The organism is Brevibacterium epidermidis NBRC 14811, from assembly GCF_001570805.1.
GTDB lineage: Bacteria > Actinomycetota > Actinomycetes > Actinomycetales > Brevibacteriaceae > Brevibacterium > Brevibacterium epidermidis.
In genome coordinates, this window is sequence record NZ_BCSJ01000013.1 from 1 (window position 1) to 23,434 (window position 23,434).

General features: G+C 63.9%; 19 protein-coding genes. 9 read left to right on the plus strand and 10 right to left on the minus strand.

Translation table 11 applies throughout. From position 1 onward, the window contains the following. Nucleotides 1-29: 29 nt before the first annotated feature. Nucleotides 30-1,148 carry an alanine dehydrogenase gene (ald, locus tag BEP01S_RS09125; RefSeq protein ID WP_039207730.1) on the minus strand — a complete coding sequence of 373 codons (1,119 nt, stop codon included), beginning with the start codon at nucleotides 1,146-1,148 and terminating at the stop codon, nucleotides 30-32. Nucleotides 1,149-1,467: 319 nt separating this feature from the next. On the opposite strand from ald, the gene BEP01S_RS09130 reads away from it, so the two are divergent. From BEP01S_RS09130 to BEP01S_RS09140, 3 genes are read left to right on the plus strand one after another with little or no spacing between them, the layout of a single operon-like run. Beyond that, nucleotides 1,468-1,671, plus strand: a complete 204-nt coding sequence (locus tag BEP01S_RS09130; protein ID WP_062242447.1) for a hypothetical protein — start codon at nucleotides 1,468-1,470, stop codon at nucleotides 1,669-1,671. Nucleotides 1,672-1,675: 4 nt separating this feature from the next. Continuing rightward, nucleotides 1,676-3,034, plus strand: coding sequence for a type I glutamate--ammonia ligase (gene glnA, locus BEP01S_RS09135; protein ID WP_062242448.1), 1,359 nt, complete (start codon nucleotides 1,676-1,678; stop codon nucleotides 3,032-3,034). Continuing rightward, nucleotides 3,034-6,075 (plus strand): bifunctional [glutamine synthetase] adenylyltransferase/[glutamine synthetase]-adenylyl-L-tyrosine phosphorylase, encoded by a 3,042-nt coding sequence (locus BEP01S_RS09140; protein ID WP_062242450.1) that lies wholly within the window; start codon nucleotides 3,034-3,036, stop codon nucleotides 6,073-6,075. Before glnA (BEP01S_RS09135) ends, BEP01S_RS09140 begins: the two co-directional genes overlap by 1 nt. Nucleotides 6,076-6,147: 72 nt before the next feature. Here BEP01S_RS09140 and BEP01S_RS09145 read toward each other — a convergent pair whose 3' ends face one another. After that, the gene (locus BEP01S_RS09145) at nucleotides 6,148-7,614 is read right to left on the minus strand and encodes a mycothione reductase (protein ID WP_062242452.1); all 1,467 of its coding nucleotides are present in this window, start codon (nucleotides 7,612-7,614) and stop codon (nucleotides 6,148-6,150) included. A gap of 149 nt (nucleotides 7,615-7,763) precedes the next feature. Further along, nucleotides 7,764-9,188 (minus strand): type I glutamate--ammonia ligase, encoded by a 1,425-nt coding sequence (gene glnA, locus BEP01S_RS09150; protein WP_062242454.1) that lies wholly within the window; start codon nucleotides 9,186-9,188, stop codon nucleotides 7,764-7,766. A 143-nt stretch (nucleotides 9,189-9,331) separates the two neighbouring features. Between glnA (BEP01S_RS09150) and BEP01S_RS09155 the strand changes: the two genes are divergently transcribed. Continuing rightward, nucleotides 9,332-9,772, plus strand: a complete 441-nt coding sequence (locus tag BEP01S_RS09155; protein ID WP_062242456.1) for an RDD family protein — start codon at nucleotides 9,332-9,334, stop codon at nucleotides 9,770-9,772. Between the two features lie 154 nt (nucleotides 9,773-9,926). Here BEP01S_RS09155 and BEP01S_RS09160 read toward each other — a convergent pair whose 3' ends face one another. The 3 genes from BEP01S_RS09160 to lipB form a co-directional block, all read right to left on the minus strand. After that, a complete protein-coding gene (locus BEP01S_RS09160) occupies nucleotides 9,927-10,664 on the minus strand; it encodes a DUF4191 domain-containing protein (protein WP_039207720.1) in 738 nt (245 codons plus the stop codon). Between the two features lie 63 nt (nucleotides 10,665-10,727). Further along, complete coding sequence (lipA, locus tag BEP01S_RS09165; RefSeq protein WP_039207719.1) at nucleotides 10,728-11,780, minus strand: lipoyl synthase; 1,053 nt, start codon at nucleotides 11,778-11,780, stop codon at nucleotides 10,728-10,730. 10 nt (nucleotides 11,781-11,790) lie between these two features. Beyond that, on the minus strand, nucleotides 11,791-12,429 hold the full coding sequence (gene lipB / locus BEP01S_RS09170) for a lipoyl(octanoyl) transferase LipB (RefSeq protein ID WP_039207718.1): 639 nt from the start codon (nucleotides 12,427-12,429) through the stop codon (nucleotides 11,791-11,793). Nucleotides 12,430-12,587: 158 nt separating this feature from the next. Here lipB and BEP01S_RS09175 point away from each other — a divergent pair, with 158 nt between their 5' ends. Next, entirely contained in the window at nucleotides 12,588-14,003 is a 1,416-nt protein-coding gene (locus BEP01S_RS09175) for a hypothetical protein (protein ID WP_062242458.1), read from the plus strand. A 93-nt stretch (nucleotides 14,004-14,096) separates the two neighbouring features. Here the strand turns inward: BEP01S_RS09175 and sucB are convergent, their stop codons facing one another. The 3 genes from sucB to BEP01S_RS09190 all read right to left on the minus strand — a co-directional run bounded on the left by sucB (nucleotide 14,097) and on the right by BEP01S_RS09190 (nucleotide 18,974). Next, on the minus strand, nucleotides 14,097-15,935 hold the full coding sequence (gene sucB, locus BEP01S_RS09180; RefSeq protein ID WP_062242460.1) for a 2-oxoglutarate dehydrogenase, E2 component, dihydrolipoamide succinyltransferase: 1,839 nt from the start codon (nucleotides 15,933-15,935) through the stop codon (nucleotides 14,097-14,099). Between the two features lie 21 nt (nucleotides 15,936-15,956). After that, a complete protein-coding gene (gene lpdA / locus BEP01S_RS09185) occupies nucleotides 15,957-17,345 on the minus strand; it encodes a dihydrolipoyl dehydrogenase (RefSeq protein WP_039207715.1) in 1,389 nt (462 codons plus the stop codon). Between the two features lie 153 nt (nucleotides 17,346-17,498). After that, nucleotides 17,499-18,974 carry a leucyl aminopeptidase gene (locus BEP01S_RS09190; RefSeq protein ID WP_062242462.1) on the minus strand — a complete coding sequence of 492 codons (1,476 nt, stop codon included), beginning with the start codon at nucleotides 18,972-18,974 and terminating at the stop codon, nucleotides 17,499-17,501. Nucleotides 18,975-19,096: 122 nt separating this feature from the next. On the opposite strand from BEP01S_RS09190, the gene BEP01S_RS09195 reads away from it, so the two are divergent. After that, a complete protein-coding gene (locus tag BEP01S_RS09195) occupies nucleotides 19,097-20,203 on the plus strand; it encodes a quinone-dependent dihydroorotate dehydrogenase (protein WP_083532642.1) in 1,107 nt (368 codons plus the stop codon). Here BEP01S_RS09195 and BEP01S_RS09200 read toward each other — a convergent pair. After that, nucleotides 20,178-20,789 carry a DUF3043 domain-containing protein gene (locus BEP01S_RS09200; RefSeq protein WP_062242464.1) on the minus strand — a complete coding sequence of 204 codons (612 nt, stop codon included), beginning with the start codon at nucleotides 20,787-20,789 and terminating at the stop codon, nucleotides 20,178-20,180. The two genes, BEP01S_RS09195 and BEP01S_RS09200, sit on opposite strands and share 26 nt — an antisense overlap. A gap of 23 nt (nucleotides 20,790-20,812) precedes the next feature. Here BEP01S_RS09200 and BEP01S_RS09205 point away from each other — a divergent pair, with 23 nt between their 5' ends. From BEP01S_RS09205 to aat, 3 genes are all read left to right on the plus strand, one after another. Next, complete coding sequence (locus tag BEP01S_RS09205; RefSeq protein WP_062242466.1) at nucleotides 20,813-22,189, plus strand: dipeptidase; 1,377 nt, start codon at nucleotides 20,813-20,815, stop codon at nucleotides 22,187-22,189. A gap of 79 nt (nucleotides 22,190-22,268) precedes the next feature. Then, nucleotides 22,269-22,622, plus strand: coding sequence for a HesB/IscA family protein (locus tag BEP01S_RS09210; RefSeq protein ID WP_039207708.1), 354 nt, complete (start codon nucleotides 22,269-22,271; stop codon nucleotides 22,620-22,622). A 29-nt stretch (nucleotides 22,623-22,651) separates the two neighbouring features. Continuing rightward, a complete protein-coding gene (aat, locus tag BEP01S_RS09215; protein ID WP_062242467.1) occupies nucleotides 22,652-23,329 on the plus strand; it encodes a leucyl/phenylalanyl-tRNA--protein transferase in 678 nt (225 codons plus the stop codon). Nucleotides 23,330-23,434: the final 105 nt, after the last annotated feature.

A 23,434-nucleotide genomic window follows, 5' to 3' on the forward strand; every position in this document is an offset into this window, starting at 1 on the left:
TGCTGGGCCGCCGTCAGGTAGTAATTGGGTCAGTTGGCCAAAGCGTGGGCCACGGAGACGGCTTCGAAGCCGAATGCCTCTGCGACGTTGTCGTTCGTGACGTGCCCATTGTGGATGTTGAGACCACGGGCCAGCGCAGAATCGTTCGACAGTGCCTTGTGCCACCCCTGGTCGGCGATCTTCACAGCAAAGGGCAGAGTCGCATTCGTCAGCGCCGCAGTGGCTGTGTTCGGCACCGCACCCGGCATGTTCGCCACGCAGTAGTAGACCGAGTTATGGACGGTGAACGTCGGATCGTCGTGAGTCGTCGGACGAGAATTCTCGAAGCAGCCGCCCTGGTCGATGGCGATATCGACGAGCACCGATCCCGGCTTCATCCCAGCGACCATCTCGTCGGTGACGAGCTTCGGCGCCTTCTTGCCCGGGATGAGCACCGAACCGATGACGAGGTCGGCTGTGGCCAGAGACTTCGTGATCTCGTACTTGTTCGACACTTTCGTGCCGATGGCACCGGCGAAGGTCTCATCGATCTGCCGCAGACGCGGAATGTTGATGTCGATGACCTCGACGGTCGCTCCGAGGCCCAGAGCCATCCGGGCGGCATTCGTCCCGGCCACACCGGCACCGATGACGACGACATTCGCGCGCTCGACACCGGGGACTCCGGACAACAGGATCCCGCGGCCGCCGTTGGCCTTGAGCAGGCTGTGAGCGCCGACCTGAGTCGACAGGCGTCCGGCGATCTCGCTCATCGGAGCCAGCAGCGGAAGTCCGCCGCCGTCGGGCTGGACGGTCTCATAGGCGATGGCGGTGGTGCCGGCCTCCATGAGAGCAGTGGTGAGCGCCTCATCCGCGGCGAGGTGGAGGTAGGTGAACAGGACGAGATCCTTGCGCAGGAAGCCGTACTCCTGGGCGATCGGCTCCTTGACCTTGAGCACGAGGTCGCCGGCTGCCCATGTGGTGGCGGCGTCGGGGGCGATCTTCGCTCCGGCAGCCTCGTATTCGGCATCGGCGATGAAGGAGCCCTCGCCGGCTCCTGCCTGCACGGTGACCTCATGGCCGTGGGCGACGAGTTCATGGACGCCGGCAGCGGTGATGGCGACTCGGAACTCATTGTTCTTGACCTCGGTGGGCACTGAAATGCGCATGGTGTGTCCTTCTCTCCTGATCGTGTGCCGCAGGGGCGGAGGCGGCCGACTTCTCCGTCGGTCGTCGATGGTGACAACTCTATTCCTTAGAAGGTTTGGAGAGCAAACCTTTAAATCTGTTTTCGTCACCAATGATGCGAAATCAGTGCGTCTGGGTGCCAGATAACGCGGAAAACATGATTCCAGTCGGGCTCAGACTGCACCAAAGATGCAGATAGGGCGCTTCCAACGCATAAGCGACACATTCCGTCAGTTCGCGACTTGAAACGGTAAGCTGAAAGCGTCAATGCAGAACCCCGCAGAGGAGAGAAGGCTCGCCATGGGACTCTACGAAGATATCGACGACCCGAACTCGAAGTACTACTTCAACCTCGAGACGAACACCGTGGAAAAGGGCCTGGTCAGCGACTGGACCCACCGCATGGGGCCCTACGAGACCGAGGAAGTCGCCCGCGCCGCCCTGGAGAAGGCACGTGAACGCAATCAGCAGTGGGACGAAGACGACGAGAAGTGGAACGGCTGAATAGATGTCGCGTCAGGAGGAATTCGTTCTCAGGACCGTCGAGGATCGTGAAGTGCGATTCATCCGACTCTGGTTCACTGATGTCCTGGGACAGCTGAAGTCCGTGGCCATCGTCCCCGCCGAACTCGAAGGCGCCTTCTCCGAAGGCATCGGATTCGACGGCTCGGCAGTCGAAGGGCTGTCCCGCGTGTTCGAGGCCGATATGGTGCTCAAGCCCGACCCCTCGACGTTCTCTCTGCTGCCCTGGCGCGGGGAGACCGAGCCCACCGGGAGGATGTTCTGCGATATCCACGTGCCCGGGGGAGAGCCGGCGCCGGCCGATCCGCGCAACGTCCTCAAACGCACTCTGGCCAAAGCCGCCGAACGCGGCTTCACCTTCTATGTGCATCCTGAGATCGAGTTCTACCTCTTCAAGACCGACAATCTCGACCCTGTGTCCGGGATCAGCGACGGCACAGCGCCGATGCCCGTCGACACAGCCGGCTACTTCGACCATGTCAACGGGGGAACGGCCAATGATTTCCGCCGCGAAGCTGTGACCATGCTCGAAGCGATGGGGCTGTCCGTGGAGTTCTCCCATCATGAGGCCGGGCCCGGTCAGAACGAGATCGACTTGCGCTACGCCGACGCGCTGACCATGGCCGACAACGTCATGACGTTTCGGTCGGTCATCAAAGAGGTCGCGATCTCCCAAGGCGTCTACGCTTCGTTCATGCCCAAGCCGATGGCCGATCACCCGGGCAATGGGATGCACACGCACGTCTCCCTGTTCGAGGGCGAGAACAATGCCTTCTTCGAACCGGGGGCCGAATATCAGCTGTCGAAAACCGGCCGACAGTTCATCGCCGGACTGCTCACCCACGCCGCCGAGATCTCGGCAGTGACCAACCAGCACGTGAACTCCTATAAACGCCTCTGGACCGGCCATGAAGCTCCGTCGTACATCTCCTGGGGCCACCGCAACCGTTCTGCTCTCGTGCGGGTCCCGCAGTACAACTCCGGAAAGTCCTCATCCGCCCGCGTCGAGTACCGTGCTCTGGACTCCTCGGCCAACCCGTACCTGTCGTATGCGCTTATGCTCGCAGCGGGACTCAAGGGGATCGAAGAGGGCTACGAACTGCCCGAAGAGGCCGAGGACAACGTCTGGCTGCTCTCTTCCACCGAACGTCGGGCGATGGGGATCGAAGCGCTGCCGCGCAGTCTGTCCCATGCCCTGGAGCTGATGGAGGGATCGGATCTCGTCGCCGAGACCCTGGGCGAAGAGGTGTTCGACTTCTTTCTGCGCAACAAACGGCAGGAATGGACCGATTACCGCGCGCAGGTGACTCCATATGAGCTCGCGAAGCACTTCACCTCGATGTGATGGCCGCTATCACCTCACGCACGACCAGCGTCCCGGAGGCCACCTCTCGGTTCCTCCATGAGCTCGATGAGCTCCTCGGCGTCCCTCTGGCCACTGATTCGCGGTTCGTTGATCTCCTCGTGGCAACCCCGGATCCGCATGGAGCGGCGCTGGGTCTGCTGCGCGTGATCGAGGCCGCGGGGGAGGGTTCCGCGGCCCTGCTGGACGCAGTGCGGACCGGATCGAAGAGCGAGCTGGCCGAGGACGAACTCAACCGCCCCCTCCTGGCCCGGCTCCTCGCGGTCGTCGGCACCTCGGAGGCGATGGTCGACCATCTGGTCCGGCATCCCGACTCCCTGCCGCTGCTGCTCGTTCCCGACCCGTTCCTGCTGATCTCCACGCCTGCCGCCTCGGCGGTATCCCTGCGAGCAGAGATGCTCACGGTCCTCGGTGCGGACCCCGAGGACCCGGCTCCGCGCGCGACTGTGACCGGAGACGAAGGCGTCAAGGCGCTGCGCCGGAACTACCGAGACGCTGTGCTCCGCCTCGTCGCCGACGACCTGTCGGCAGAGACCCCGGACGAGATCGTCGACCACGTCATGGCCGTCCTGTCCGACCTGGCCGCGGCCGCGCTCGATGCGGCCCTGGCCATCGCGCGGGCAGAGCTCGACGAGGCGGCCGGCATCCGTCTGGCGGTCATCGCCCTGGGCAAGACCGGAGCACGAGAGCTCAACTACGTCTCCGATGTCGACGTCGTCTTCGTCCTCGACTCCGCCGAGTCGGAGGAGGACAGACACCTGGCGACCGAACTCGCCCAACGCATGCGCAGCATCCTCTCCGACGCGGGAGGCGAACCCGCGCTGTGGGAAGTCGACACGGCGCTGCGTCCCGAGGGCAAAGCCGGGGCGCTCGTGCGCACGCTCTCAGAGTTCGAACACTATTACGCCGATATCGCGGAGAACTGGGAATTCCAGGCCCTCCTCAAAGCCCGCCCAGTCGCCGGTGACGTCGAAGTGGGGGAGGCATTCTCAGAATCCCTTCTGCCCTTGGTCTGGAAGGCGGCCAGCCGTCCCGGCTTCATCGACGGGATCCGCGCGATGCGGCGTCGCGTCGTCGACCTCATCCCGGCTATTGAGGCCCCACGGCAGATCAAACTGGGCCGCGGCGGACTGCGGGACGTCGAATTCTCCGCACAGATGCTTCAGCTGGTCCACGGCCGCAATGATGAGGACATCCGCACCCCGAACACCCTCGTCGCGCTCGGCGAGCTGGGTGAGCACGGATATATCGGCCAGCAGGACGCCTCTGTCTTCTCCGCTGCGTATCGGTTCATGCGCGTCGTCGAACACCGCGTGCAGATCCCGCGGATGATGCGCAACGCTCTCATCCCCGACGACGAGGACAAGCTGCGGATGTTGGCCCGTTCCGTCTTCCGCTCCGGTTCCCGGACCGGTGACCGCCTCGAAGAGGCTCGACGCGACTATGCGAAGCAGGTCACCCGCCTCCACGAACAGATCTTCTATCGCCCCATCCTCGAGGCGGCCGTCGGCATCCACGGTGCCGTCGTCGATGCGCAGAAACGGGGATCGAGCCTGCAGGCGGCTGCCGATCGTCTCCAGGCCTTCGGATACGTCGACCCGCAAGGCGCATTGAGCCATATCAAGGCACTGACCACCGGGATGTCGCGAACCGCAATGGTCATCAAGCAGGTGCTTCCGGCCCTGCTCGACTGGTTCTCCGATGGAGTCGAACCCGACCGAGCGCTGCTGGCCTTCCGACGGCTGAGCGAATCGCTGTCTTCGTCCGGCTGGTTCCTCAAGATGCTGCGCGACTCCGGTCTGGCCGCCAAATCCGTAGCCGAAGTGCTCTCCCTGTCCGGGTATGCGACGGAACTTCTGCTGCGCCAGCCCGCTGCCGTCGCCTGGCTGGATCGCTATGAGAACCTCGAGGCTCGCGACCTGGCGATCCTCAACGCTGAGGTCGACGGGTTGCTCAAACGCCATGGAGCCGACGCAGTCACCCCGATCCGTGAGACCTACAGCCGAGAGCTGCTGCGCATCGCTCTGCGCGACGTCCTCGACGTCGGAGACCGGGCTGAGATACCCGGTGATCTCTCTGACCTCATGGACCTGGCGGTGCGTGGAGCCCTGCAGGCGGTCCGAACAGACTTGGACGGACCCGAGACTCCGGACTACGAATTCGGGATAATCGCCATGGGCCGCTGGGGCGGACGAGAGATCGGCTACTTCTCCGATGCCGACGCGATGTTCGTGTACCGCCCGGTAGGCGAGGATCTCGACGCCGAGGCACGGGCGAAGCTGAGCAAACATGTGACGAAAGTGGCCCTCCAGCTGTCGTCCCGGCTCAAGGCCAGCGAAGGCGCTCAGGGAGTCGACCTCGACGCCGATCTGCGTCCGGAGGGCAAGAACGGACCATTGGTGCGCAGCTTCTCGTCCTACCAGGCCTACTACGCGAAGTGGTCTCAGCCGTGGGAGGCACAGGCACTTCTACGGGCACGTCCGGTGGCCGGCGACGACGAACTCATCGCTGCCTACCTGGCACTCATCGACCCGCTTCGCTACCCGACGGAGATGCCGCAGAAAGCACTGACGCAGGTGCGCACGCTCAAAGCGCGGATGGAAGACGAACGGCTGCCGCGCAATGCCGACAAGCGTCGACATCTCAAACTCGGCCGAGGCAGCCTCTCCGATGTCGAATGGACCGTCCAGCTCCTGCAGCTCCAGCACGGGCATCGGTTGGAAATGCTGCGCACGACCTCGACTCTGCCGGCTCTCGAAGTGGCCGCGGACGAGGATCTGCTGCCGGCCGAGGATGCCGAACAGCTCGCAGCGGCTTGGCAGCTGGCCACCGATGTACGTTCAGCTGTGATGCTCTTCCGCGGCCGCACCGCCGAATCGCTGCCCGCCGATCACACCGAACTCGAGGCCACGGCCCGCCTGCTCGGTTATCCGGCAGGGGCAGGCCATGACCTCGAAGACGATTACCTGCGCACCACCAGGCACGCACGTTCCGTGATGGAGCACCGCTTCTACGACTTCTGACTCACCGGCCGCGGCAGATCACTGTCGCGATGCCTGTCTCGGCGTCCGCCAAGTCAGATTGCGGTTGAGAGGTCAGTCGTTGAACTCGAGTCCGAGCAGGGCGTTCTCGATCACCTCGGGCAGAGCCGGGTGGATCCAATACTGCCCGGTGGCCACCTCGTCGGCCTTCTGGCCGAAGGCCATCGCCTGGATGAGCGGTTGGATGAGCATCGATGCCTCATGCCCGACAATATGAGCGCCGAGGATGTGCCGAGTCTTGCGATCGGCGATGATCTTCACAATGCCCGGATCATCGGCCATCGCCCAGCCATAGGCGACATCGGAGAACTTCTGCACCTTGATCGTGACATCGTGTCCGGCATCCGCGGCCTGCGCCTCGGTCATGCCGACATAGGCGACCTGAGGAGAGGAGAACACGGCCCCAGGAACGGCATGATGGTTGACCGTGGCGAGGTCATCGGTCCGAGCACTGCCCGGAGCTCCAGCCGCGACGTCGGCGGCCAGGTTACGGCCGACGATCTTCGCTTCGTGATTGGCGACGTGTTTAAGCTGATGGGGTGACGAGATGTCTCCGAGGGCGAAGATGCCGGGCACCGGCTGACCGGCGGACAGAACGCGCTGGTGCTCATCAACTGACAGGCGCTTCCCGTCGGTGATGTCGAACCCGGCGGCTTCGGCGTCGAGCTCGGCCGTGTTGGGGATCCTTCCCGTGGCCACGAGCACACCGTCCGCGGTGATCGTCTCCGGCAGGTCCGCCTCGGCGAGGCGCCCGCTGGGTTCGATGGTCAATGTGACCTCACCGTCGGTGATGTCGATCTGCTTGGCCTGTGCTCCGTGGAGGACGGCGTGGGAGGAGTCGAAGATCCGTGTGAACTCGTCGGCGGCCTCCTCGTCGATATTGCCCAGGAGGCGGGGACCGCGAGCCAGGACGGTCACCTCGGTGCCGAGCGCAGCGAAGACATGGGCGAATTCCATAGCCACGATCCCGGAGCCGATGATGACCAGGCGTCGCGGCTGTTCGGCACGGCGCATCACAGTGTTGGAAGTGAACACGGGGTATTCGTCGGTGTCAATGCGGGCGGTGTCGAGCCCTGCGATATCGGGGATGAACGGGTGGGCCCCGGCGGCGATGACGATGCGATCGGCGGTGATCTCCTCACCGGAGGCTGTGCGCACGGTCTTCTCTCCGGTGAAGTGAACGTGTTCGGGAACAACTGTCACGTTGGGCTGTCGATCGCTGCTGCGGTACTCGCGTCCTCCGGACTCGATCGCGTCGATGCGGGAGAAGATGCGTTCCTGGAGTCCGGTCCAATCCACCTCGGGGTGGGTCGGGGTTAGGTTGTAGCGTTCGGCCTGGGTGGCCTGCTCGGCCAGGGTGGCGGGGTAGACGAACATCTTCGTCGGAATGCACCCGACGTTGAGGCAGGTTCCGCCGAAGTGCCATTCCTCGGCGATGGCGGTCTTCAGACCCGCGAATCGCTTGTCGAGAAACATATTTCCCGAACCGGTGCCGATGAGCAGCAGGTCATAGTGCGTCAAAGTCCATCCCTCCGATGGTGCGTGATCCGACCGGCCGTGTCTGCGGCCGCAGAGCCGAAAGGGCGCCACGGGGATAACCCGTGACGCCCTCACTCTATTCCACTCGGCTGCGCGATCTCAGGTGGCCCGAGATCGGCCGCCGGCCGAGATCAGAGTGCGTAGTAGAGCTCGAACTCCGTCGGTGTCGGACGCAGGCGAGCGACATCGAGTTCGTTCTCACGCTTGATGCGGATCCAGGTCTCGATGAGGTCGGGAGTGAACACATCGCCGGCGGTGAGGAAGTCGTGGTCCTTCTCGAGCTCGTTGAGCGCCTCGTCGAGGGTGCCCGGAACGAGCTTGATGTCCTTGGCCTCCTCGGGTGGGAGCTCGTAGAGGTCCTTGTCGATGGGCTCCGGCGGTTCGATGCGGTTGCGGATACCGTCGAGCCCGGCCATGAGCTGGGCAGAGAAGGCGAGGTACGGGTTCGACGAGGGGTCCGGAACGCGGAACTCGAGCCGTTTGGCCTTCGGCGAGGATCCGGTCACCGGAATGCGGATCGCGGCAGAACGGTTGCGGGCGGAGTAGACGAGGTTGACCGGAGCCTCATAGCCGGGCACCAGGCGGCGGTAGGAGTTGATAGTCGGGTTCGTGAACGCCAGCACCGCGCCGGCGTGCTCGATGAGTCCGCCGATGTACCACCGAGCCAGGTCGGAGAGTCCGCCGTAGCCGTTCTCGTCGTAGAACAGAGGCTCTCCGTTCTTCCACAGCGACTGGTGGCAGTGCATGCCGGAGCCGTTGTCGTCGAAGAGCGGCTTGGGCATGAAGGTCGCGGACTTGCCGAGCTCGAAAGCGGTGTTCTTGATCACGTACTTGAAGTCGAGCAGCTGATCGCCTGCGTGCTGGAGCGTCTTGAACTTGTAGTTGATCTCCTGCTGACCGGCGGTGCCGACCTCATGGTGCGCCCGCTCCATCTCGAAGCCGATCTCCTCGAGCGTCAGCGACATCTTGTCGCGGACATCTGCGTACTGATCCTGCGGCGAGACCGGGAAGTAGCCGCCCTTGAACGGGGTCTTGTAGCCCTGGTTTCCGCCGACCTCATCAGAGCCGGTGTTCCACGCGGCTTCCTGTGAGCCGATCTTGTAGAAGCTGCCGCCGGGAGTGTTCTCGTAGCGGATGGAGTCGAAGAGGTAGAACTCCGCCTCGGCGCCGAAGAAGACGGTATCGGCGATGCCGGTGGACTCGAGGTAGGACTCGGCCTTGGCCGCGACCTGGCGGGGATCGCGCGAGTAGGGTTCATCGGTGAACGGATCGACGATCGAATGGGTGATGACCAGCGTCTTGGCCTCACGGAAGGGGTCGATGTACGCGGACGTGACATCGGCCAGCAGCTTCATATCGGATTCATGGATGCCCTGGAAGCCTGTGATGGAGGACCCGTCGAAGAGCAGACCTTCGGTGATCTCCTCGATGCCGTACGAGGCGGCTGGGAGGTTGAAGTGCTGGACCACACCGGGCAGGTCGCAGAACCGGACATCGACGAATTTGACGTCGTTCTCCGATATGTAGTTGACGAGTTCTTCAGCAGACGAGAACACTTAGGTCTCCTAGTTCGTGTACGGTGGCCGTTTGTCCTGACCACAGTCAATCTTAGTCGCCGAACAATGAAGTGGTGATGTCGCCCGTGTTTCGGGCATGTTTCCTGAGGATCCACTCAGGCCGGATTTCGTAGGCTGGGGGAGTGATCAATCGTGACGACCTTGGTTCCTGGCTCGAAGGACCCCGGTTCGACAGGGAAGAAGACGACTGGCCCGGAAAGCGGCTGGGTCTGCCTGTCAACGGCTCGCATTCTCTGGCCCCGGCATGGAAGCGCATCCTCGCCCTGCTCGTCGACTGGCTGATGTGTCTGGCCATCGCCAATCTCATCGATCCGGCGAATCCGATCCTCGCTCCTGCGATCTTCGCTCTCGAGAACTTCGTGCTCGTGGGAACTCTCGGGTATTCGGTTGGCCATCGTCTCTTCGGCATCGAAGTCCGGCGCCTCGACGGCCACGTGCCGGGACTGATCAAGTCGCTCATCCGCGCCGTTCTCGTCGTGCTCGTCATTCCGGCGCTCATCTTCAACCGCGACAACCGCGGAGTCCACGACCTTGCGGCAGGAACCGTCATCCTCCGCCGCTGACCTCCCCGAACTACCTGACGGCGGCCTAGATACCTCGCGCGAGGTAGCTGGGCCCCCGTCAGGTAGCAATTGGGGATAGGTGAGCGGGCAAAAGGAAGCGGCGCCGACTCGTGTGAGTCGGCGCCGTTCCCTTCTGAGTAAAGTTTTCTGTGGATCAGCGTCCGCGCATGGCCTTGTGGTTCGGGCGGGCCTTGTTCGGGTCGATGCCCTTCGGGATCGGCGGGCGCGAACCCTGTGTTCCCAGAGCGGCCAGGCGATTGCGCACGGCCAGGACCTCGGCGCGGTTGAGTTTGCGCGGCAGCTTCTGCACGGCCGGAACGACCTGCTTCATCGCCAGCTGTCCCTCTTCCTTGCCACCCTGGAAGGTGTGAACCGGGACGTTGGGGAGGATGCGCTCGTGACGCTTCTTCTCCTTGGCGAGCAGCTTCGCGCTGCGGCCCTTCGGACCTTCGCTGAGAAGGACGACACCGGCACGACCGGTCGAGCGGAACACGAGATCCCGGCTCTTCGGATCGACGGCGATCGGCTTCTCATCCATGAGGTATCCGCGACGAGCGGTGTTGAGGACGGCGCCGAAGGCTCCGGGCTGTCCGTCCATCTGAGCGAATGCGGCGGTCTCGGCGAAGCGTCCGAGCATGAACATGCCCAGCAGCAGGCCGACCATGAAGCCGAGGATCGTCGTGAAGATCGCGGTGGTGCCGCCGATGAGCAGACCGATCAACAGGCCGATGATCGTGCAGCCCAGCACGGCTGCGGCCAGCAGCCACGGGGTCGCCTTATTGTGTTTGGCCGACAGTTCGTAGACCTGACGCATCTGCGCCAGACGGCCGGGCTTCTTGTTCGGATCTTTCGGCTTGCGCCGGAAGAGTCCCTTACGCGGTTCTTCGCTCATTCTCTCACTTGCTCTTGAGGGGCGTTGCGGCGTCGCCTCCGGAAATCAGGGGGAGGCCGATGCTCATTGCTCAGCAGTCAAGTCTACCTCTTCGCCAGGGCCGAAGGTATCCACAACGGCCTGCGCTTCCTGTTTGGCCGGCGTGTGCTTGTCCAAGTGCGACAGATGCGAGGGAATCTCCTCGCCGCGACGGCGCATGGCGGTCGCCCACAGACGACCGGCACGGTAGGACGAACGCACGAGCGGGCCCGACATGACACCGAGGAAGCCGATCTCCTCGGCCGCATCGCGCAGCATCACGAAGTCCGCAGGCTTCACCCACCGGGTCACGGGGTGGTGACGGGGCGACGGGCGCAGGTACTGCGTGATCGTGATGAGGTCGCATCCGGCGTCGTGCAGGTCCTGCAGAGCGGAGATGATCTCGTCGTTCGTCTCGCCCATCCCGAGGATGAGGTTCGACTTCGTCACCAGACCGGCCTCGCGGGCCTGAGTGATGACCGACAGCGAACGTTCATAGCGGAACGCGGGACGGATCCGCTTGAAGATGCGCGGAACCGTCTCGACGTTGTGCGCGAGCACCTCTGGACGGGAGGAGAAGACCTCGGCGAGTTGGTCCGGCTTGGCATTGAAGTCGGGGATGAGCAGCTCGACGCCGGTGCCGCGACCGTCGACGTATGAGAGGTCGTGGATCTGGCGTACGGTCTCGGCATAGAGCCAGGCGCCGCCGTCCTCGAGGTCGTCACGGGCCACGCCGGTGATCGTCGAGTAGCGCAGACCCATCTCCGCCACCGAGGCGGCTACACGGCGAGGCTCGTCAGCATCGAATTCGGCCGGTCGGCCGGTGTCGATCTGGCAGAAGTCACAGCGCCGGGTGCACTGTTCGCCGCCGATGAGGAATGTCGCTTCGCGATCCTCCCAGCATTCGAAGATGTTCGGGCATCCGGCCTCCTCGCACACCGTGTGCAGCTCCTGTTTGCGCACGAGCGACTTCAGCGCGGTGTACTCGGGACCGATATGGGCCTTCGCCTTGATCCAGGCCGGCTTGTCTTCGATGGGAGTCTCGGAGTTGCGGGCTTCGACGCGGAGCATGCGGCGGCCTTCTGGTGCGATCGTCATCTGAGTTCTCCTATGCGGTGATGGTCTCGTGCAAGATTTCGTCGAGTCGCTGTGCCACATCTGCGGGGGTGACGGTGCGACCGAGCTCGGCACTGATGGTCGTGGTGTCGGCGTCGGTGATCCCACAGGGGATGATGGACTCGTAGGCGCCGAGGTCGTTGCTGCAGTTCAGGGCCAAACCGTGCATCGTCACGCCTTCGTGGATACGGATGCCGATGGCGCCGATCTTGCGGTCGCGACGCACATCGTCGCCTTTCAGCCAGACGCCGGCCCGGCCCTCGATCGTGGTCGCATCGATGTCGTATTCCGCGAGCAGGGCGATCATCGCGTCCTCGAGCTGGGACACGAATAGCCGGACCTCTTTGGGGTCGTAGAGCTTGTAGATGCAGTACGCGACCAGCTGTCCGGGACCGTGCCAGGTGATCTTCCCGCCGCGGTCGACGTCGATGACATCGGTTCCGTCGGTCGGCCGCTCAAAATCCTCGGTGCGCTTCCCAGCCGTATAGACCGGTGAATGCTCGAGGAGCAGGATCGTCGATCGACGGTGACCTGCGAGCACTTCTTCGTGGTATCTCTTCTGCAATTCCCAAGTCTGCCGATAGTCCGAGAGGACAGGGGCGAACCCGAGCGTTTCTGTGGCCAGGGGCATGGCTCCACACTATGACTCTTGACCCTAGTGTTCAATTTGTTCCCAATCACATCTGTCGACCACCAACGGGGCTGTGGCCCTTGACACACCACTACTTCAGCGACGATCATTGAGCGTTATCAAACGACATTAAACATCATCACTGGAGATGACGAACGATGACATGGGAGTTCCGAGCCACGATCGCTGATGATATCCACCGTGTCGTCGATTCCGATGGTCGCAGTGCGTGGGGTGTCGAGCACAACGATTTCGATGCCGACGATCCCCGAGTTCTCGCCTTCGCCGAGGTGGCACTCCCGAACGGCACCCGTTCCGTTCTCGTCGTCCCGGCTTCGCCCGGTGGGCTCGTCCTCGATGTCGTCCGTGCCTATCAGGGACTGACCGAGGCTGAGCTGTGTACCCTCTTCCTCGGCATCATCGAACAGCTGCGGACGTGCACGCGCCCTGAGGATCGGCTCACTCTGTCCGCGTTCGCCCTCGACGCGGACGGACGCCCGGTGATCGTCCCCGGCGTAACAGCTTCGTTGGCGACGACGCCGCGCCGTGCGCTGGGGGAGATGATCTACCATGCCGTGTACGGACGACCGTGGGCCGAGGTGCTGCTTCCCGTCGATCTCGCGCTGACCGATTCGTCGCCGGCCCTGCGAACGCTCGTTGCCGATCTCCTCGATGACTCGGCATCAGACAGCGGATTGGGCGCAGCCCTCGCCGAGGCGGCCGAATCGTTCCGTACGCTCGACCGTCCCGCGGCACTGCCGCTTGTTCCCGCTGAAAGCGGTACCGCGCCGGAATCGGCGCTGACGGCGCGGCTGCGGGTGGCGTCGGGACTCAGACCGAGCCGGGACTCGAAGGAGACCGTCTCGTCGACGCTCGGAGCACCGGCTCCGCCTCTGCGCGGTGGAGGGGTGTCTCCGCTGCGAGCCGGGGCGAAGAACTCGCGGCGCTCGAGACGGGAACGCCGGCGACCGGTTGGACGAAGACAGCTGCAGGCAGTGGTGCAGAGCGCCGTGGAGCCGCTGTGGTTTCGGCTGAGGAGTGCTCAGCTGTCTCGAGTGTTCGGACGCAGCACCCTGCTGATCGGCATCGCCGTATGCCTGACGCTCGTCGGCGGAATCGTCGTCTGGTCCTCATGGTCGAACACAGCGGCCGTCAGGGGAGAAGAAGCCTCCTCCGGCCAGGGGACGGCTCCGTCTCCCGAGCAGACGTCGCCTCCGAAAGTGGAGGACGTCGCGGAAGTCCTCGAAGACCTGTGCCAATCGCGGGCAAAGGCTCTCAGCGACGGCGATAAGGCTGCTCTGCAGGCGTTGACGGTGCCGGAATCCGCTGCCGCGGCGGCGGATGAGCTCATCGATCCTGCAGCGTATGCCGAGACTGACTATGCGATCGACGTCGAGAACGTAGAGATCGTCGCGACTGACGAGGACCGGGTGGTCGTCTCTGCGCTCATGCGCTCCAGTGCGGGCACCGGTGCTGCGTTGCAGAAGTTCACCGCACAGACCGTCGAGTTCGAACTTGAGAGGGTCGAGGGGCGATGGCTCGTGGCCGAGGTCCGGGAGGTCGCTGCGCCGTGAATGCGAGGTGCTGTGAATGAGCCGGTCCGTGAATGCCCCGAGGGGCCGACCACGAATGGTCAGCCCCTCGGAAGGTAAACGGAAGAGTCAGGCTCAGAGGTCGAGATCGGCCTCGAAATTGCCTTCTTCCAGGCGTGCCTTGATGGTCTGCAGGAAGCGTCCTGCATCCGCACCGTCGACCAGCTGGTGGTTGTAGGTCAACGGCAGGTACACCATGTCGCGGATGGCGATCGCCTCGTCGCCATCGGCCGTCTTCACGGCGATGGGACGACGCACGATCGCACCGGTGCCGAGAATGCCCATCTGCGGCTGGTTGATGATCGGCGTGTCGAACAGCGCTCCGACGGAGCCGATGTTGGTCACCGTGAAGGTTCCGCCCGAGAGTTCGTCCGGCATGATCTTGTTGTTGCGGGTCCGGTCGGCGACATCGTCGATGGCCTTCGACAGACCTGCGACGCTGAGTTCACCGGCATCCTTGATCACGGGCACGAGCAGTCCGCGCGGAGTGTCGACCGCGACGGCCAGGTGCTCATGATCGAAGTAGGTGATCTCCTGCGACTCGAGATCGTACTGGGCGTTGACCTTCGGGTGCACCTGCAGTGCCTCGACGATGGCCTTCGCGAAGAACGGCAGATAGGTCAGCTTCGAACCGTGCTTGGCCTGGAATGCTTCCTTGTTGGCCTTGCGCAGCTTCACAACGCGAGACATATCCACTTCGACGACCTGCGTGAGCTGAGCGGAGACATCGAGGGACTCGCTCATGCGCTTGGCGATGGTCTGGCGGATGCGCGAAGCCTTCTCCGTGGTGCCGCGCAGCTTCGCGACCTCCTCGGGGATCTCGACCTTGAACGGAGCCTTGGGTGCTCCGGCCGGAGCCGCGGACTGCGCTTCCGGTGCGGAGGCAGGGCCGTTCTTCGCGGCAGTCTCGACATCCTGCTTGCGGATGCGACCGCCCACTCCGGTGCCGGTGACCTTCGAGAGGTCGACACCCTTCTCGCGAGCCAGGCGGCGCACGAGGGGAGTGACGTAGGCAGCGTTCTCGCCCACGGTGTCGGCGGCGGCAGGGGCCTGTGCAGCGGCCTCCACCGGCTCTTCAGCCTGAGCGGCCGAAGCGGACTGTGCCGATGCGGTCGCGGCCGGCTTGGGAGCCGACTCCTGCTTCGGTGCTTCCTGCTTGGGAGCTTCCTCGGCGGGGGCCTCCTGCTTGGGGGCTTCCTGCTTCGGAGCCTCTTCGGCCGGAGCTTCTTCTGCGGGGGCCTCTTCCTTGGGCGCTTCCTCAGCCGGTGCGGATTCGGCCGGGGCACCGGAGCCGATGCGGGCCAGAGGAGCGCCGACCTCGACGGTGTCGTCCTCTTCCGCCAGGTGAGCCTGAACGACTCCGGCGACGGGGGAGGGGACCTCGGTGTCGACCTTGTCGGTTGAGACCTCGAGGAGTGGTTCGTCGACCTCGATCTCTTCGCCGACTTCCTTGAGCCAACGCGTCACGGTGCCTTCGGTGACGGACTCGCCGAGCGCGGGCATCGTGATCTCGGTGCCTTCGGAGGAACCGGAATCCGAAGCGGCCGGAGCGGATTCCTCCGCAGGAGCCTCTTCAGCTGCCGGTGCCTCTTCGGCGGGAGCTTCTTCGGCCGGGGCCTCTGCAGGCTCTTCGGCGGGTTCCTCGGCAGGAGCCTCGTCCTCGGAGGAGGCACCGCTGCCGTCGCCGATGTAGGCGAGGTCGCCGCCGACCTCGACCACGTCATCTTCTTCGGCGAGGATCTGCTCGAGAGTGCCCGCGTACGGGCTGGGGATCTCAGTGTCGACCTTGTCGGTCGACACCTCGAGCAATGGCTCGTCTACCTCGACTTCTTCGCCCACTTCCTTGAGCCAGCGAGTGACAGTGCCCTCGGTGACCGACTCTCCGAGAGCCGGCATCTGAACGGAATTCGACATGAGTATTCGTCTCCTCGGATCTTATGAGTGGAAGTGCAGGGGTTTTCCGGCCAGGGCCAGGTGGGCCTCGCCGAGCGCTTCGTTCTGCGTGGGGTGCGCGTGGATGAGCTGCGCGACTTCCTCGGGGAATGCTTCCCAATTGACGATGAGCTGAGCTTCACCGGCCTGTTCGGACAGACGCGCTCCGATTCCGTGCACACCAACGACCGGGCCGTCCTTCTCGCGGATGACCTTGATGAGACCCGTGGTGCCCAGGATCACAGACTTGCCGTTGCCGCCGAGGTTGTACTCGAGTGCTTCGACCTGATCCTTGCCGTACTTCTCTTCGGCCTGTGCCGAGGAGAGTCCGACGGAGAAGATCTCCGGCTCGCAGTAGGTGACGCGCGGGATGCCCGATTCGACGACCGGTGCCGGGTTGAGCCCGGCGATCTCCTCGGCGACGAAGATGCCCTGACCGAATGCTCGGTGGGCCAGCTGGAGTCCGGGGACGATATCGCCGCACGCAAAGATGTTGCCGACGCCGGTGTGCAGACGCTCGTTGGCCAGGACGAATCCGCGATCCATCGGGATGCCCTGCTCTTCGAATCCGAAGCCCTCGGTGACCGGGCCGCGGCCGACGGCCACGAGGAGGTACTCGGCTTCGAGCGTCGAACCGTCTTCGAGGGTGACCTTGACACCGTCGGCGGTCTCTTCGACGCCCTTGAACATCACGCCGAGCTTGAACTTGATCTTGCGCTTCTTGAAGGCGCGCTCGAGGTTCTTCGAGATGGTCTCGTCTTCGTTGGCCACGAGGTGCTTGAGGCCCTCGACGATCGTGACGTCGGCTCCGAAGGAGTTCCAGACGCTGGCGAACTCGACGCCGATGACGCCGCCGCCGAGCACGATGGCCGATTTCGGGACCTTGTCGAGCTGCAGGGCCTCGGTGCTCGTGATCACGCGGTCGGTGATCTCGAGTCCGATGGTCTTCGACGTCGAACCGGTCGAGAGCAGAACGTTCGTGCCCTTGACGGTGTGGTTGCCGTCTTCACCGGCGACCTCGACGGTGTCCTTGCCGGCGAGCTTGCCGGTTCCGAAGTAGGTGTCGATTCCGCGAGCCTTGACCAGACCCTGCAGACCCTTGTAGTTGCGGGTGATGACCCCGTCCTTGTACTCGAGCACCTTGGCGATGTCGATCCCCTTGAACTCGGCTTCGATGCCGAAGGTCTCGGAGTTCTTGGCGGTGTCGGCGACTTCTGCGGCATGCAGAAGAGCCTTCGTCGGCACGCAGCCACGGTGCAGGCAGGTGCCTCCCACCTTGTCGCGTTCGATCAAAGCGACCTTCATGTCGAGCTCTGCGGCGCGCAGAGCAGCGGCGTAGCCACCGGTTCCGCCACCCAGAACGACAAGGTCGTAGGTCAATTCGTCACTCACGGATTTCTCCTCGTAGCTGTGAATAAGCCTGCAGTACGCAGCTTTCAGTCTTATCTTTCCACTTTTCTTGCGCGGGGCGAAGAAAAACGCTGTCTGATTGGACACAGGTGGGCATCATCACGTTCACCTCGACAGCGGGTAGAAACATTGGGCTCAGGCCTTCGCCTTCGCGATTTCGATGAGGGTGCGCACCGCTGCTCCGGTCGCGGCCTTCGGTGTGTAGCCGAAGGGTGCGGACCCGTTGAAGCTCGGCCCGGCGATATCGATGTGCGCCCAGCTCGCATCCTCGGCAACGAATTCCCGCAGGAACGCGGCGGCGGCGAGCATGCCTCCGGGGCGCGGTCCCGAGTTCGTCAGATCGGCGGCGGTGGAGTCGAAACCGGAGAGCATCTCCTCGGGGATCGGCATCGCCCACATCTGTTCACCGGCCACGGACGCCGAGGCGATGACCTCAGCCCGTGCGGCTTCCGAACCCATGACTCCGGAGGTGCGTTCACCGAGCGCGACGATCTGAGCGCCGGTGAGAGTGGCCACATCGATGAGCAGGTCGGGGTTCTCCGCACCTGCGTCGTGGAGGGCATCGGCGAGGACGAGACGGCCTTCGGCATCGGTGTTCGTGACCTCGACGGTCTTGCCGCTGCGCATCTTCAGTACATCGCTGGGACGCTGCGCAGAGGATCCGGGCATGTTCTCGGCCATCGGCAGCCATGCGGTCACTCGCACCGGCAGCTTGAGGTCGGCGATGCCGAAGAGCGCCTGCACGACGGCCGCGGAACCGGCCATATCGGACTTCATGTCCTCCATGCTCTTCGCGGGCTTCAGCGAGATGCCGCCGGAGTCGAAGGTGATGCCCTTGCCGACGAAGCTGAGATGATGCTTGGCTCCGCGTGGCGCGTATTCGACCTTGACGAGGCGGGGCCCGCGGGTCGAACCCTGGCCGACGCCGATGATTCCTCCGTAGCCTCCGGCCTTGAGCTCCTTCTCGCCGAGGACGGTGACCTTGAGCTTGCGGTCCTTGGCCTGGTCCTTGACGATCTCGGCATAGGACTCGGGGTAGAGATCCAGCGGGGGAGTGTTGACGAGGTTGCGGGCTCGGTTGGTTGCGGCCGCGATGACCTCACCGGCGTCATGGGCGGCGGTGAAGGTCTTGCCCTTGGGGCCGATGACAGTGATCTCGCCCGGGGTCTTGCCTTCGCTGCGGTAGTCGAGGAACCGGTAGGCACCGAGTCCGGCACCCACGGTGACCGCTTCGACCTCGGCCGGAGTAGCGGCGGGCAGAGCCAGAGCGATCGACTCGACTCCGTCCAGGGCGCGCAGTGCTGCACCGGCACCGCGGCGCAGCGATTCTGCTGTTGCGGCGACATCGGTATCGTCGGCATCGAAATCGCCGAGGCCCACCAGCAGGACGGAGCCGGCGGCGACACCCTTCGGAGCGGGAACACGAGCGGTGGATCCGGCCTTTCCGCTGAACCCGATCGCCTGGGCCGCGGCGTCAAGCGCGGTCTTCGCCGCCTTTGCGCCTTCGAGCCCGAGGACCTTCGAGTCCGCTGCTGCCAGCACCAGTACGGAGGCGGTGGCCTTCACCGGTGAGGTCGTGGAGTAGCTGCTGAGGGTGGATGCACCAGCCATGAGTTCCCTTTCAGTCGTCTTTGAACGTTGATTCGATCCTAATGCCTAACACGTCCGCGTGCTGAAGGAGTGAGGCAAGCACGTGCTGAAGCGTTGCGGGACTCTGACATATTCTTGAGTGCGTGTACTCATTGATCTTCAGACTCCTCTTCGTTCCGATGGATGCCGAACGGGCCCATCACCTCTCGTTCACCGCTCTGCGGTTCCTCGATTCCGTGCCTCTGCTCGGACGGCTGCTCCGCTTCGTCTGTGCCCGCGGCACAGTCCGACCGGTCGAGGTGATGGGTCTGCCGTTCGCCAATCGGGTCGGCCTGGCCGCAGGTTTCGATAAGAACGGAGTAGGTGTCCGCGCACTGTCCTCCCTAGGCTTCGGCCATATCGAGGTCGGAACGATCACCGCCCACGCCCAGCCGGGCAATGATCAGCCCCGGCTGTTCCGTCTGCGGAAGAACCTCGCTCTTCTCAACCGGATGGGGTTCAACAATGACGGAGCTCGCCAGGCTTCGTTCAACATCGCCGCCGAACGGACGAAGATCGACGCCCTCCCGCAGCGGCTGCGCCCGATCGTGGGCATCAACATCGGCAAGACGAAGGTCGTCGAGGCGGCCGATGCAGTTTCCGACTATGCCTCTTCGACCCGTGCGCTGGCTCCCTTGGCCGACTATCTCGTCATCAATGTCAGTTCACCGAACACCCCCGGTCTGCGGGATCTGCAGTCCACGAGCAGCCTGGAGCCGATCATCACCGCAGTCCGCGACACCGCCGCCGAGGTGGTGGACAGTCCGCGATCGAGGCTGGGACATGTGCCCCTGTTGGTCAAGATCGCACCGGACCTGGCCGATGAGGATGTCGTCGAAATCTGCGATCTCGCTCTGCGCACCGGAGTCGACGGACTCATCACGACGAACACGACGATCGACCGGTCCGTGCTGACCGGCGCCGAGGCGAAGTTCGCCGAAGGCCAGGCCGGTGGAATCTCCGGACGCCCCGTGGCCGAACGCTCGCTCGAAGTGCTGCGTCTGGTGAAGAAGCATGTGGGCGATGAGCTCACCGTCATCTCCGTCGGGGGAGTCGCGGATGCGAAAGACGCCCGGGCACGAGTGGCCGCGGGCGCCGATCTGGTTCAGGTCTATTCGGAGATGATCTACTCCGGTCCGTTCTTCCCCGGCCGCATCGTCCGCGGCCTCGAGTCGAGCCGACTGCTCACTCGGGGTACTGACGCCGCTTGACCTGCGGCTTGGGCATGCGCAGCGGACGCAGCTGGATGCTGCGCATGACGGCATAGAAGGTGATTCCCCGTTCGACTTCGCCGAACTTATTGCGCAGTCGGTTCTTCAGGATGTAGTTGAGCACGAACCCGTCGAGGACGATCAGCGCGATGAGTCCCCAGACCGCATAGGTGAAGTACTGCTGAATCTGCACCGGCTGGGTGAAGGCGATGACGAGGATGAGGATCGCGGCGGGGATGAAGATCTCGCCGATCGAGAAGCGAGCATCGATGTAGTCGCGGATGTACCGACGCTGAGGTCCTTTGTCACGGCGGGTGAGGTACTTCTCCTCACCGTTCATCATGCCGATGCGCGCGCGATCACGCTCCTGCCGCTGCTGTTCCTTGGCCTTCTTGTTCGCAACCTTGCGATCCTTGTTCACCAAGGGCTGACGGCGCGCAGACTCCTGTTGGCTGCGCTTGGGCGTGGGCCGTCCCTTCTTCGCTTCCGCATCGCGACGGGCGTCGGCTTCTGCGGAGAGGTCGTCATGGACTGGCTGAGAGGCAGAGGTTTCGTCCTCCGCGCGAGATTTTTTGCTTCCGAACACGAGATGAATACTACCTTTGGAGAATGAGCGAATCGACTTCAGCACTTGACAGTGCACAATTGCATGCCGAACTGGACACCATCTTCGACGAGGTCCTCGGCAATCTCACGGATCTCGTAGCCATCCCCTCCGTCGCCTGGCCGAGCTTCGACGCCGCGAATGTCACGGCCAGCGCCGAGGCGGTCGCCGGCTTGGCCAGCGACCTCGGCCTCGACGTCGACATCCTCAGCGCCGACCAGCCCGACGGAACCCCTGGATACCCGGCCGTCGTGGCCTCCGTGCCGGCGCCCGAAGGCGCCCCGACCGTCCTCCTCTACGCCCACCACGACGTCCAGCCGCCCGGACGCGCCGAGGACTGGGACACCGAACCGTTCGTCGCCACGCGCAAGGGCGATCGTCTCTTCGGTCGCGGAGCCGCCGACGACAAAGCCGGAATCATGGTCCACCTCACGGCTCTGCGGCTGCTGGCCGACCGCCTCGGCGTCGGTGTGACTCTGTTCTTCGAAGGCGAGGAAGAGGCCGGCAGCCCGAGCTTCCGCAATTTCCTCGAGACCTATCGGGATCGTCTGCGCGCCGATGTCATCGTCGTCGCCGACTCCGGAAACTGGGCCGCGGGGACCCCGGCACTAACGACGAGCCTGCGCGGAATGTGCGCCGTCGAATTCGAGGTCTCCACTCTCGACCATGCGGTGCACTCGGGAATGTACGGGGGAGTGGCACCAGATGCGATGCTCGCAATGACGAAGCTGCTGGCCACTCTCCACGATGACAACGGCTCCGTCGCAGTCGCCGGACTGCACTCGAGCACGGACACGGACATCGACTACGCCGAGGCGACGCTGCGCACCGATTCCGGAGTCCTCCCTGACACCGAACTCATCGGCGCAGGCACCCTGGCCTCCCGACTGTGGACCCAGCCGTCGATCACCGTCATCGGCCTCGACATCCCCGACGTGGCGGTCTCGTCGAACACCCTGCAGTCCTCGCTGAAGGCCAAACTCTCCATCCGCCTCGCACCCGGCGACACCCCCGACTCGGCGGTCAGGGCCGTCGAGGACCATCTGCGGGCGCACCTGCCCTTCGGTGCGCAGCTGAGCATCGGTGAGACCGAAGGCGGCAGCCCTTGGCAGGCCGATGAGAACGACCCCGTGGTCCAGACCGCCCGACAGGCACTCACCGATGCCTGGGGCACCGAATCGGTGACGATGGGCATCGGCGGCTCCATCCCCTTCATCGCCGATCTGCTCGAGGTGTTCCCCAGCGCGTCGATCCTCGTCACGGGCGTCGAAGACCCGGACGCCCGAGCCCACAGTGCCAACGAATCGCTCTACCTGCCCGACTTCAGGGCCGCGATCGTCGCAGAAGCCCTGCTGCTGCAGCGCCTCGGCGAAAGAGGATGACACGAGCGGGGAATAGCTTGCACGGCACCGATGTTGACACCGGTGTAGCCTGGGGACAGGAACGCGAAAAGGAGTAACTATGACTGTGACCGAAAAAGCTGAAGCCACCCATGAGGTGGAGCTGTCGTCGACCGCTGCCGACAAGGTCCGCAGCCTGCTGGAACAGGAAGGTCGCGACGACCTGCGCCTGCGCGTGGCTGTCCAGCCCGGCGGATGCTCCGGACTGATCTATCAGCTCTACTTCGATGAGCGCTACCTCGACGGAGACGCAGTCCGCGACTTCGACGGAGTCGAGGTCATCGTCGACCGGATGAGCGTTCCCTACCTCAGCGGTTCGACCATCGACTTCTCCGACACCATCGAGAAGCAGGGCTTCACCATCGACAACCCCAACGCCGGCGGCTCCTGCGCCTGCGGAGATTCGTTCCACTGATCAGCCTCGGCTGAGGAGGAACTCTTCTCATGGACCTGGAAGATCTGCGTGCCGTGTCGTACACGGCCACGCAGTCCCAGGTCCTTTTGTCGTATAGGGCGGGGCTCTTCCCGATGGGAGTCGGCCACGGCGGCTCCGGCCGGATGGGATGGTGGGCTCCACGCCGCCGCGGAGTCTTGTTCCCCGGAGACCTGCGGGTGACCAAGAGCCTGCGCAAGTCGATGAAGCACTTCACCTTCACCACCGACCGAGCCTTCATACACGTCATCCGCTCCTGCGCCGACCCACGACGGACAGGCAGCTGGATCACCGAGGAGATGATCCAGCTCTATATGGGCCTCCACGAAGACGGATGGGCCCATTCGGTAGAGGTATGGAACGAGGACGAACTGGTCGGCGGACTCTACGGAGTCGCCATCGGATCGTTCTTCGCCGGCGAATCGATGTTCCACACTCTGCGTGATGCGTCGAAGGCGGCGCTGGCCCACCTCGTCGGGCTCTTCGACGGCATCGACGTCGTCAGCGGAGAACGACGCCCCGCCTCGGCGGATGACGATGAGAAGCCGGGCGACTGGCTCATCGATACACAGTGGCAGACATCACATCTGTCCACCCTCGGCGTGTCGGAGATCAGCGGCCTCGAGTACTCCGCGCACCTAGATTCCGCGCTCAGGGGCCGCATCTGTCAGGATATTCTCAACAAATGAACATCTGCAGGTGAATTTCTACCGCTTGTAGCGGTAGTCTTGTGGGTGACAGAGTAAGTACACGTCTCTCGGCCTGACCTGGAGACGCAGAACGTTGTGAAAGGC